This window comes from Tsukamurella sputi (assembly GCF_007858445.1).
In the GTDB taxonomy this organism is placed as follows: Bacteria; Actinomycetota; Actinomycetes; order Mycobacteriales; family Mycobacteriaceae; genus Tsukamurella; species Tsukamurella sputi.
Map to the genome: position 1 here is coordinate 474149 of NZ_VIGV01000001.1, position 11636 is coordinate 485784.

Below are 11636 nucleotides of genomic sequence, written 5' to 3' on the forward strand. Positions count from 1 at the left end.
AGTACAGATCACAGCGCTTGCCTAGTGTTTGTTCAGACATACGCACATTGCCGCGAGCCGGCGATTCAGCCGGGCGGCGCGGTGGTGCTCCGGACGACCAGCCGCGGTGCGAGAACACGACACTCGCGGTCACGCATCGTCGCGCCCCCGGCGTCCATCGCCATCCTGTCGCGCAACAGGGCGCCCGCTCGGTCCCCGACCTCGAAGCTGCGGTCGTCGACCGTCGTCAGCCCGACCAGTCGCGTCGAGGCCAGCGAGGTGTCGTCGTAACCGACGACGGAGAGATCGCGCGGGACCTCCAAGGCGTGCTCACGCGCCGCCCCGAGCACGCCGACGGCCATCACGTCGTTCGCCGCGAACACCGCGGTGATCCCCGGATCCGCGGCGAACAGCTCGGCGGCGGCGCGGAACCCGGCCTCGTCCGACGCCCCGCCGCGCCAGGAGGCGTCGACCACGGTCGCGCCCAGACGGGATATCTCGGCGGCGAAGGCGGCGCGCCGGACGTCGCCCGCCCCGCCGCCGGCGCACACCTGCCCGACGGTGCGATGCCCCAGTTCCACCAGGTGTCGCGCCACCAGGCGCGCTCCTTCCGCGTCGTCGTTGGCCACCGCGTCGAACCGCGCGTCCCGCATCGCCCGCGTGCCCGCGACCACGACCGGCGGCAGTGCGGCGTCGTCGCGCGCGACCAACGATCGCGGAGGGTCCATGCCGAGAACGAGACCGTCCACCCGCATCGCGAGCATGGATTCGACCGGGTCCTCGGCCTGGTCCGCGGTGGCGACGTCGACGACGGCCAGCCGGTAGCCGGCCGGCCCCAGCGCCGCGTGCAGGCCGCGCACGAGGTCCACGAACCACAGGTTCGTGTAGTCGTCGATCAGCACCCCGACGGTGCGCGTGCGGCGCGCGGCGAGATTCGCCGCCGCCCTGCTGGGGCGGTACCCGAGGTCGGCGATCGCCTCCTCGACGGCGCGACGCGAGCCCTCTCCGACTCGCGGCGACCCCTGCAGGACGAGCGAGACCAGGGACTTCGACACCCCCGCTCGCGTCGCGACGTCGTAGATCGTCGGCCGTTTACCCGCCATCACACTCCCTCTTGACAGGACATACGAACATTATTCATGATTGTTGGAGCGCTCCAACTACCATCGACGCTAGGCCGCGACGGAGCGCACGGCAACCCCTGAAGGAGGGATATGAGCAGCAACAGCATCGGCGTCGCGGTGATCGGCGCCGGCATGGCGGGCAAGGCACACGCAGCCGGCTATCGATCCGCCACCGCCGTCTACGGCCCCGGGCTGCCGGACGTGCGGCTGGTCTCGATCGCGGACGCGTACGAGCCGCTGGCGCAGGACACCGCCCGGCGCTTCGGCTTCGAACGGCACGACACCTCGTGGCAGGCGATCGCCGCCGCCGCCGACATCGACGTGGTGAGCGTCGTCGTCGCGAACGCGCTCCATCGGGAGGTCGTCGAATCCCTGCTGGCCGCGGGGAAGCACGTTCTGTGCGAGAAGCCGCTGTCGGACACGCTCGAGGACGCCCGCGCCATGACCTTCGCCGCGGAGGCCGCGGCCGAGCACGGTGTCCTGGGCCGCATCGGACTGACCTACCTGCGATCGCCGGGCATCGCCCTGCTCGGAGAACTGGTGCGCAGCGGCCGCCTCGGCCGCCTCATCAACGTCGACGGCGCGTACTGGACCGACTACGCCTGCGACCCGGATGGCCCCATCAGCTGGCGGTTCAAGGGACCCGCGGGCTCGGGTGCCCTCGCCGACGTGGGCAGCCACCTGACCTACGTCGCGGAGCTCTTCGGCGGTCCCGTCGCCACGGTCCGCGGCGCGACGCTGCACACCGCGTTCGCGACCCGGCCGAAGCCGCTCGGCCGGGTGATCGGCCACGAGCACGGCGCGGTGAGCGACGAGCGGGACACCGTCGAGAACGACGACGTGGCGGGCTTCTTCGTGGACTTCGCCGGCGGCGGGACGGGCGCCCTGCAGGTCTCCCGCGTCGCGGCGGGGCATCCGAACACACTGAAGGTCGAGGTCTTCTGCGAGCGCGGTTCGGCCGCGTTCGACTTCCGTCACCCCGGGCAGGTCCGGGTCGTGTTCGCCGACGACGACCAGGCGCTCGGCGGGCCGCGGACGGTGACGCTCGGCCCCGACCACCCGTACTGGCGCGGCGGCCTCGCCATGGACGCACCCGGTGTCGGGATCGGCCAGAACGACGGCTTCGTCTTCCAGGCCCGCGCCTTCCTCGAGGAGGTCGCCGGACTGCCCGCCGACGAGTCACTGCCGCGCAATGCAGATTTCGCCGACGGCCTGCACAACATGGAGCTCATCGACGCCGTCGCGCGGTCCGCCGTGGCCGGTGGGGCGCCCGTGGACGTGACCGCCCTCCTCCCCCAGCCCTGACATCCCGACGGAGACCCCCATGAAACTCGGCCTGTACAACGCCGTCTACCACGACCGTCCGCTCCCCGACGCGCTCCGCGCGATCGCCGACGTCGGCCTCACCGGCATCGAACTCAACACCGGCGGCTTCCTGCCGCCCGTACACGTTCCGGACATCGCCGGCATCCTCGTCAGCGACACCGCCCGCGACGACTACCTCGGGACGTTCGAGGGCACCGGCGTGAGCATCGCCGGGCTCAACTGCAACGGCAACCCGCTGCACCCGAACCGCGCGATCGGCGGGCGCCACGCCGACGACATCCGCCGCTCGATCCGGCTCGCGGCCCGCCTCGGCCAGGACCGCGTGGTCACCATGTCCGGACTGCCCGGCGGCGACACCGGTGCGACACACCCGAACTGGGTGGTCAACGCGTGGAACTCCGCAGCGCTGGACGTGCTGGACCACCAGTGGGAGATCGCCGCCGACTTCTGGCGCGAGACCGACCGCTTGGCCGCGGACCACGGCGTGAAGGTGGCCCTCGAACTGCACCCGCAGAACATCGTCTTCAACAGCGCCTCCGTGCACGAGCTGGTCGAGCGGACGGGGTCCACCCATCTCGGCGTGGAGCTCGACGCCTCGCACCTGTTCTGGCAGCAGATGGACCCCGTGGCCGTCGTCCGGCACCTCGGCGAACTCGTGGTGCACGCCGCCGCGAAGGACGTGCGCGTCAACCCGGAGTACGCGGCGCTGAACGGCGTGCTGGACAACTCCTTCCGCCGCCTCGGAGCCGACGAGGCACGGACCAACCTCGGCGGCGACGAATGGGCGAACGAGTGGCCGAAGCGGGCGGCGTGGGACTTCGTCGCACTCGGCAAGGGCCACGACACCGCCTACTGGACCGAGTTCCTTGGCGCCCTCCACGACGTGGACCCCGACATGCGCGTCAACATCGAACACGAGGACACCGAGCTCGGGCGCGAGGAGGGCGTCGCCGTCGCGGCAGAGGTCCTCCTGGCCGCGGACGCCGCCCTCACGGCCTCGCTCGCGGGCTGACGAACCCACGGTGCCGACGGTCCGCGGACCGTCGGCACCGTGGCGTGCGAGTGTCTACGCCAGCGCGACCCAGCGCCCGTCGACGACCGAGCGGGTCATCGCGTCGAGCGCGCGGGCGCTGCGCACCGCGTCCTCCACGGTGGCCCCTTCCGGGACACCGGTGACGATGGAACGCAGGAAGTGCTGCGCTTCGATGACCTTGAGGTCGTCGTAGCCCATGGGGTTCGCCGCACCGGGCTGGAACGCGGCGAAGTCGCCGCTGCCGGGCCCGACGTGCACCGTCGACACGGGCTGGTCCTGGAAGTCCGTGCCGAGCGCCGCCTCGAGCTCGCCCATGCGGCGGTAGTCCCAGCGCACCATGCCGGACGTCCCGTGGATCTCGAAGCCGTAGGAGTTCTGCTCCCCCACCGCGACCCGGCTCGCCTCGAGCACGCACCGCGCGCCGGAGGCCAAGCGCAGCTGGGCCGACAGGTAGTCCTCGTTCTCGACGGGGCCGCGCACGCCGGAGGTGGCGAGCTGATGCCCCGAGGTGGCGCCGGTGGGCTCCGAACGCTCGGGGATGAAGACCGCCGTGTCCGCGACCAGGGCGTCGACATCGCCGAGCAGGTACGTGACCAGGTCGATCCCGTGCGAACCCAGGTCGCCGAGGACGCCGTTGCCGCCGCGGTCGCGCTGGTAGCGCCAGGTCAGAGCACCGTCGGGATGCGCGGCGTAGTCGCTGAAGAACCGGAACCGCGCGTGCGTGACGGCGCCGAGGCGGCCGTCGGCGATCATCGCTCGAGCGGCCTGCACCGCGGGCGCGTTGCGGTAGTTGAAGCCGACGGCGGTGCGGCGGTCGTTCCGCACAGCCGCCTCGGCGACCGCGGCGGCGTCGGCCTCGGTCAGCCCGACGGGCTTCTCGATCCAGAGGTGCTTGCCGGCGTCGAGCACGGCGACGCCGATCTCACGGTGCAGGAAGTTCGGCACGGTCACCGAGACGGCGTCGATCGTCGGATCCTCCAGGACGGAGCGCCAGTCGGTGTGGGCCGCGCCCGCGCCGAACCGGGCGGCGAAGGTCTCGGCGCGCCCCGGGACGTCGTCGGCCACCGCCGCCAGCACCGGCACCGCCGGGCCGTCCGGGTAGTGATGCGGCACACGGGCGTACGCCTGCGCATGCACCCGACCCATCCAGCCCATACCGATCACCGCGACCCGCACCCGGGTCGGATCCTGCTGCGTCTCGTCGTGCATCGTGCGCCACCTCCGTCGTGTGCCGTCCTGCGAACGACTTCAGAATGCCACACGCCCATCATTCATGTCCTGACATTCTTTCAATCTCGCGCAACTACTTGCCAAAGACCTCGGAGCTCTGTTGTGATGTACCTCACGCGGACAGCGGGAAGGACTCCGACAATGACGCACGGAAGCACCAGCACGCCGGCGGGCGGAACGGCACTGCCACCCCTCAGACCGGGCCCCCACCAGCGACGAATGGACCTCGTCGCCGTCGTCGCCACCTTCGGGGGCCTGCTCTTCGGCTACGACACCGGGGTGCTCAACGGCGCACTGGAACCGATGAAGCACGACCTCGGGCTCACCACCACGACCGAAGGCCTCGTGGTGAGCACGCTGCTCGTCGGAGCCGCGCTGGGCGCGCTCGTATGTGGCCGGCTCGCCGACGCCATAGGGCGCCGCAGGACGATGATCATCCTCGCGGTCGTCTTCTTCGTCGGCACGCTCGGAGCGGTCCTCGCGAACGATCTGGCGATGATGCTGCCGGCCCGATTCGTCCTCGGACTCGCGGTCGGCGGGGCGTCGGTCGTCGTCCCCGTGTACCTGTCCGAGCTGGCGCCGACGGAGAGACGCGGCACCCTCGGCGGACGCAACGAGCTGGCCATCGTCGTCGGCCAGCTCCTGGCCTTCGTGATCAACGCGATCATCGCCCGGGTATGGCCCCCGCTCAGCGACGCCAACCCCGACGGACACCCCGGGGTGTGGCGGATCATGCTCGCGGTGTGTGCCGTGCCGGCCGTGTTCCTCTTCCTCGGCATGCTGCGGATGCCGGAATCGCCCCGCTGGTACATCTCGAAGGGGCGCGACGCCGAGGCGCTCGCCGTGTTGATGCAGGTCCGCACCGAGGACCGTGCGCGCGCCGAGATGGCGGAGGTCGAGGAGCTGGCCCGCGAGGAGGAGGCCGCCCAGACCGGCGGCTGGGCCGACCTGGCGATCCCCTGGGTGCGCCGCATCATGCTGGCCGCCGTCATCCTGGCGATCGCGCAGCAGCTCACCGGGATCAACTCCGTGATGTACTACGGCACCGAGATGCTCAAGACCGCCGGCTTCAGCAACAGCGCGGCCCCGATCGCGAACATCTTCATGGGGGTCTCCGCGGTCATCGGGAGCGCGGTCTGCCTGTTCCTCCTCATCGACCGGATCCCCCGCCGCAGACTCATCATCCTGGGCATGATCGGTGTGACCGTCTGCCACGGTCTCACGGTGCTCTCGGCACTGATCCTGCCGGAGGGCAAGGTGCAGGCCTACGCCGTCCTGATCTTCGTCGCACTGTTCGTGCTCGCCATGCAGACGGCGCTCAACGTGCCGGTGTGGGTGTGCCTGTCCGAGCTCTTCCCGCTGCGCCTGCGCGGCTTCGGCATGGGCCTGTCCGTGCTCGTCCTCTGGCTGACGAACGCACTCGTCGGGCAGATCTTCCCCACACTCATCAAGGTCGGTGGCATCGTCGGTACGTACGGCACGTTCTTCGTCGTCTGCGCGCTGTTCTGTTTCCTGATCTACAAGACCCTGCCCAACACCAGCGGCCGCTCCCTGGAGGACTTGGAGGAGTCCTTCTCCCGCGGCGACTTCCGCTGACCGGATCGTTCTCGACACGAGGAGCATCATGACCATCATCGTCGCGGTCCCCGGCACCACCGAAGGCCCCGTCGCCCTGCGCGCCGGCGTCGAGGAGGCGAAGGCCCTCGGCACAGATCTCGTGGCCGTCAACCTCGGCATCGCCAAGCTCGACGTCTCGGGTTTCGACGAAGAGGTACCGATCACCGTCGTCGAGCGGACGGGACGCGGCGACCGCGACCCCGTCGACGCCGTGCTCGACGAGATCGATGAGCGCGGCGCGACACGCCTGGTGATCGCCGTCCGCCGGCGGTCCCTCGTGAGCAAGGCCGTCCTCGGCAGCGTCAGCCAGCGCCTGATCCTGAACTCGCCGATCCCCGTGCTCGCCGTCAAGGCCGACTGATCCGTCGCACGCGGCGCGGACGGCCTAGCCTTGAGCTGTGATGGGCACAGCGATCGTCCGGACCGAATCAGGAACAGTGGCCGGCGTCGTCATGAACGGCGTGGCCGCCCACCGCGGCATCCCGTACGCCGCCTCCCCGGTGCGACGGTGCGCGTGATCGACCGCGCCTGAATCAGCGGTCCTCGGCGAGGCTGGTCAGCGTGCCGATGCCCTCGACGGTGACGGCGACGTGCTGTCCGGCGGTGAACGGGCCGACGCCCTCGGGGGTGCCGGTGAGGATGACGTCACCGGGGAGCAGCGTCATGACCGACGAGATCCACTCGACGATGTCGCCGACCGAGTGGATCATCAGCGAGGTCCGCGAGTCCTGCTTGATCACGCCGTCGAGCTCGGTGTAGATCCGCGCGTCCGACGGGTCGAACTCGGTCTCGATCCAGGGGCCCAGCGGGCAGAAGGTGTCGTAGCCCTTGCCGCGGGTCCACTGCCCGTCGTGGCGCTGCTGATCGCGCGCGGTGACGTCGTTGGCGACGGTGTAGCCCAGGATCACGTCCTTGGCCTTGGCGGCGGGCACGTCGCGACAGGGCTGGCCGATCACGATCGCGAGCTCGCCCTCGTAGTCCACCTGCTGCGAGCTGCGGGGCAGCTTGATCGGCGCGAGCGGGCCGATGATCGAGGTGTTGGGCTTGATGAAGATCACCGGATCCTTCGGCGCCTCGCCGCCCATCTCCGCGGCGTGCGCGGCGTAGTTCTTGCCGATGCACACCACCTTGCTGGCGAGGATCGGGGCGAGCAGGCGCACGTCGTCGAGTGCCCAGCTGCGGCCGGTGAACTCCGGTGTCCCGAAGGGATGCTCGGAGATCTCGCGGGCCCGGGCACCGTCCTCCGGGTCACCCTCGATGGCCGCGAACGCGACCCCGTCACTGCTGGCGATTCGTGCAAGGCGCATAGGGCGAGCCTACCGGTCGACGTGGATACTTCGATCAGCTAGGCTTCGTCCCACAATGTAGTCACATCGTTCCACTGATTGGGATTCGATATGGAGATGTCAGCCGCCCGCCGCTGGTGGATCCTCGTGGTGTCCATGACCGCCGCGATCACCACGACCGCCGCCGTGAACTGCACCGCGTTCCTCATCCCGCAGCTCATCCGCGACGGCCTCCCGGTGCAGCGCGCGGGGCTCTTCGCGGCCGCCGCCCCGGCGGGTCTCCTGCTCACCACGATCCTGTGGGGCGCGCTCATCGACCGCTACGGCGAGCGCCGGGTACTGCTGATCAGCATGGCCGGCGCCACCGTCGCGCTGGCCGGCACCGTCGCCGCCTTCGCGACGCACGCGCCCCTGCCGGTCTCGGCGGCGGGCCTGTTCGCCGCCTCCGCGATGGCGGCGAGCGGCAACGGTGCGAGCGGCCGGATCGTGGTCGGCTGGTTCCCCGCGTCGAGCCGCGGCACCGCGATGGGGATCCGGCAGACTTCCCAGCCGCTCGGCATCGCCCTGCTGTCGCTGACGATGCCCTTGCTCGCGAGTCGCGCCGGCCTGACGGCGGCGATGGTCGTGCCGCTCGCCGTCGCGGCGCTCTCGCTGGTCCTGGTGTGGGCGTTCATCGTCGACCCGCCGCGGCCGGGGTCCGGCCCCGCCGCGACCGAGGCGCGCGCGAATCCGTACCGCGAGGACTCGTTCCTGGCCCGGATCCACGCCGTCTCGCTGCTACTGGTGCTGCCGCAGGGCGCGATCTGGACGTGGGGCATCACGTGGCTGATCGTGGGGCTGCACTGGGCCCCCGCCACCGCGGGGCTGCTGGTCTCCGCGAGCCAGCTCTTCGGCGCCCTCGGGCGCATCGCGGCCGGGGCGTGGTCGGACCGGTTGGGATCGCGCACGTCGCCGATCAAGTGGATCGCCCTCGCCGCCGCGGCCTCGATGGGCGCTCTCGGCGCGCTCGCAGCGATCGGCTCCCCCGTGGCGGTGGTGGTCTTCCTGGTCGCCTCGGTGGTCACCGTCGCCGACAACGGACTGGCGTTCACCGCCATCGCCGAGAAGGCGGGACCGTTCTTCAGCGGCCGGGCTCTGGGGATCCAGAACACCGGGCAGTTCGTCGCCACCACCGCCGCCGGCCCGATCCTCGGCGCCCTCATCCACGCGACGAGCTTCGGTGCCGCCTTCGCCATCGTCGCCCTGGCCCCGCTGCTCGCCTATCCCCTGGTGCCCTCCGACGCGAAGGCCCCCGAACCGCGGGAGGCGGCACCGTCGTCGCCCCGGAAATGACTTAACAGCGTTAGCCCAGAGCGCTTCCTGGGGAAACGTCTGCTGCTAACGCTGTTAAGCCGGAGTGCGGGGGCGGCGAAGGGCTATGCGCTGAGGGCGGCGGCGATGCGGTCGCCGACCTCCGTGGTGCGGACGGGTGTGTCGCCGCGGGCGGCGAGGTCCGCGGTCACCGCGTCCTCGATCCGCCGAGCGCCCTCCTCGTTACCGAGGTGGCGCAGCAGCATCGCGGCGGACAGGATCGCCGCGGTGGGGTCCGCGACGCCTTGGCCGACGATGTCGGGCGCGCTGCCGTGCACGGGCTCGAACATCGACGGGTTGGTGCCCGTCGCGTCGATGTTGCCCGACGCGGCGAGGCCGATGCCGCCGGAGATCGCGCCGGCCTCGTCGGTGAGGATGTCACCGAAGAGGTTGTCGGTCACGATGACGTCGAACCGCGACGGGTCCGTCACCAGGTAGATCGTGGCCGCGTCGATGTGGCTGTAATCCACGGCGACGTCGGGGAACTCGGAGGCCACCTCGTCGACGGTGCGCTGCCACAGCGAGCCGCCGAAGACGAGCACGTTGGTCTTGTGCACCAGCGTCAGCTTCTTGCGGCGGGACTGCGCCAGCTGGAAGGCGAAGCGCACCACGCGCTCCGCGCCGAACCGGGTGTTGACCGAGGTCTCGTTGGCGACCTCCTGCGGCGTGCCCACGCGGATCGCGCCGCCGTTGCCGGTGTACGCGCCCTCGGTGCCCTCGCGGACCACGACGAAGTCGATCTCGCCCGGGTTCTTCAGGGGCGACTCGACACCCGGGAAGAGCTTCGACGGGCGCAGGTTCACGTGGTGATCCAGCGCGAAGCGCATCTTCAGCAGCAGACCGCGCTCGAGCACGCCCGGCGGGACCTTGCGCGGATCGCCGATGGCACCGAGCAGGATCGCGTCGTGCTCGCGCAAGGACGCCAGGTCCTCGTCGGTGAGCAGTTCGCCGTTGCGCTCGTAGCGGCGCGCACCCAGGTCGTAGTCGGTGGTCTCGATCTCGCCGACCACCGCACGCAGCACCTTGAGCGCCTCGTCCGTCACCTCGGGGCCGATGCCGTCCCCGCCGATCACCGCGAGCTTCACGAGAGGTCCACCTGCGCGATGGTGGTGGCCGACACGGCCTCGCCGATCGCCTGCTGCACCTCGGCGGGCACCGCCTGGCTGACGCGCAGCAGCACGGTCGCCCCGTCGCCCTCCGCGTCCTGGCTGAGCGCGGCGGCCTGGATGTCGATCCCGGCGTCGCCGAGGAGCGTGCCGATCTTGCCGAGCGAGCCCGGCTGATCGCCGTAGGCGATGAACAGGTTCAGGCCCTCGGCGCGCAGATCGAAGTTGCGGCCGTTGATGTTGGTGACCTTCTCGACGCGGCCCAGGCCGGACAGAGTGCCCGAGACGTTGGCGACGGTGCCGTCGCCGTACACGGCGCGCACGTCGACGAGGCTGCGGTGGTTGGGGCTCTCCGAGACCTTCTCCAGCTCGACGGTGACGCCGCGCTCCTCCGCCAGCGCGGGGGCGTTGACGAAGGTGACCGCGTCCTCGATGACGGCGGAGAACAGGCCGCGCAGCGCCGAGAGCTGCAGGATGTCTACGTTCTCGCTGGCCAGCTCGCCGCGGACGGTGACGCCGATCTTCTCGGGCAGCTGCCCGGGCAGGCCGCCCAGCAGCACGCCCAGCTTGCGGGTGAGCTCGAGCCAGGGCGCGACCTCCTCGTCGACGGCGCCGCCCTTGACGTTGACGGCGTCCGGGACGAACTCGCCGGCAAGGGCCAGGCGCACGCTCTTGGCCACGTCGGTGCCGGCGCGGTCCTGCGCCTCCGAGGTGGAGGCGCCGAGGTGCGGGGTCACGACGACCTGCGGCAGCTCGAACAGCGGGCTGTCGGTGCAGGGCTCGGTCTCGAAGACGTCGAGGCCGGCGCCGAAGACGTGGCCCGAGGTGATCGCGTCCGCCAGGGCCTGCTCGTCGACGAGGCCGCCGCGGGCGGCGTTGACGATGATGACGCCCTTCTTGGCCTTCGCCAGGAGCTCGCGGCCGATGAGGCCCTTGGTCTCCGGGGTCTTCGGCAGGTGGACCGTGATGAGGTCGGCGCGCTCGACGAGCTCGTCGAGGCTGACCAGCTCGATGCCGAGCTGCGCGGCGCGGGCCGGGCTCACGTAGGGGTCGTACGCGATGATCTTGGTCTCGAAGGCGGCGAGTCGCTGGGCGACGAGCTGGCCGATCCGGCCCATGCCGACGACGCCCACGGTCTTGCCGAGGATCTCGACGCCGTTGAAGGCGCTGCGCTTCCAGGTGTGCTCGCGGAGGGTCTTGTCCGCGGCGGGGATCTGCCGGGCGGTGGCCAGCATCAGCGCGACGGCGTGCTCGGCGGCGGTGTGGATGTTCGACGTGGGCGCGTTCACCACGAGGACGCCGCGCTCAGTGGCGGCGGGCACGTCCACGTTGTCCAGGCCGACGCCCGCGCGGGCGACGATCTTCAGCTTGGTGGCGGCCGCGAGGACCTCCGCGTCGACGGTGGTGGCCGAGCGGACGAGCAGGGCGTCGGCCTCGGGCACCGCGGCGAGCAGGGCCGGGCGATCGGGGCCGTCGACCCACTTCACCTCGACGCCGTCACCGAGCGCCTCCACTGTCGACGGTGCCAGCTTGTCGGCGATCAATACCACGGGACGGGTCACTTGCGCTCCTCATTCACGGTGCC

Annotated in this window: 10 protein-coding genes; 5 read left to right on the forward strand and 5 right to left on the reverse strand. The window is 70.9% G+C overall.

The window, feature by feature from the left end; genetic code table 11:
- Positions 1-65: 65 nt before the first annotated feature.
- Positions 66-1082: a LacI family DNA-binding transcriptional regulator gene (locus FK268_RS02300; protein ID WP_146430697.1), complete on the reverse strand. Its 1017-nt coding sequence runs from the start codon at positions 1080-1082 to the stop codon at positions 66-68.
- A gap of 111 nt (positions 1083-1193) precedes the next feature.
- Here FK268_RS02300 and FK268_RS02305 point away from each other — a divergent pair, with 111 nt between their 5' ends.
- Both FK268_RS02305 and FK268_RS02310 read left to right on the forward strand, forming a co-directional pair.
- Entirely contained in the window at positions 1194-2408 is a 1215-nt protein-coding gene (locus FK268_RS02305; protein WP_146430699.1) for a Gfo/Idh/MocA family protein, read from the forward strand.
- 19 nt (positions 2409-2427) lie between these two features.
- Positions 2428-3441, forward strand: coding sequence for a sugar phosphate isomerase/epimerase family protein (locus FK268_RS02310; protein ID WP_146430701.1), 1014 nt, complete (start codon positions 2428-2430; stop codon positions 3439-3441).
- 54 nt (positions 3442-3495) lie between these two features.
- On the opposite strand, the gene FK268_RS02315 is transcribed toward FK268_RS02310, so the two are convergent.
- A complete protein-coding gene (locus FK268_RS02315; protein ID WP_146430703.1) occupies positions 3496-4671 on the reverse strand; it encodes a Gfo/Idh/MocA family protein in 1176 nt (391 codons plus the stop codon).
- A 162-nt stretch (positions 4672-4833) separates the two neighbouring features.
- Between FK268_RS02315 and FK268_RS02320 the strand changes: the two genes are divergently transcribed.
- Complete coding sequence (locus FK268_RS02320) at positions 4834-6288, forward strand: sugar porter family MFS transporter (RefSeq protein ID WP_146430705.1); 1455 nt, start codon at positions 4834-4836, stop codon at positions 6286-6288.
- Between the two features lie 28 nt (positions 6289-6316).
- Positions 6317-6670, forward strand: coding sequence for a universal stress protein (locus FK268_RS02325; protein WP_146430707.1), 354 nt, complete (start codon positions 6317-6319; stop codon positions 6668-6670).
- A 172-nt stretch (positions 6671-6842) separates the two neighbouring features.
- Here FK268_RS02325 and FK268_RS02330 read toward each other — a convergent pair whose 3' ends face one another.
- The gene (locus tag FK268_RS02330) at positions 6843-7616 is read right to left on the reverse strand and encodes a fumarylacetoacetate hydrolase family protein (RefSeq protein ID WP_146430709.1); all 774 of its coding nucleotides are present in this window, start codon (positions 7614-7616) and stop codon (positions 6843-6845) included.
- Between the two features lie 90 nt (positions 7617-7706).
- Here FK268_RS02330 and FK268_RS02335 point away from each other — a divergent pair, with 90 nt between their 5' ends.
- The gene (locus tag FK268_RS02335) at positions 7707-8927 is read left to right on the forward strand and encodes an MFS transporter (RefSeq protein WP_146430711.1); all 1221 of its coding nucleotides are present in this window, start codon (positions 7707-7709) and stop codon (positions 8925-8927) included.
- 83 nt (positions 8928-9010) lie between these two features.
- Here FK268_RS02335 and FK268_RS02340 read toward each other — a convergent pair whose 3' ends face one another.
- Together FK268_RS02340 and serA are read right to left on the reverse strand one after the other, a co-directional pair.
- A complete protein-coding gene (locus FK268_RS02340) occupies positions 9011-10030 on the reverse strand; it encodes a 3-isopropylmalate dehydrogenase (protein ID WP_146430713.1) in 1020 nt (339 codons plus the stop codon).
- Positions 10027-11613, reverse strand: a complete 1587-nt coding sequence (gene serA / locus FK268_RS02345) for a phosphoglycerate dehydrogenase (protein ID WP_146430715.1) — start codon at positions 11611-11613, stop codon at positions 10027-10029. The genes FK268_RS02340 and serA overlap by 4 nt, the downstream gene beginning before the upstream one ends.
- Positions 11614-11636 lie beyond the last annotated feature (23 nt).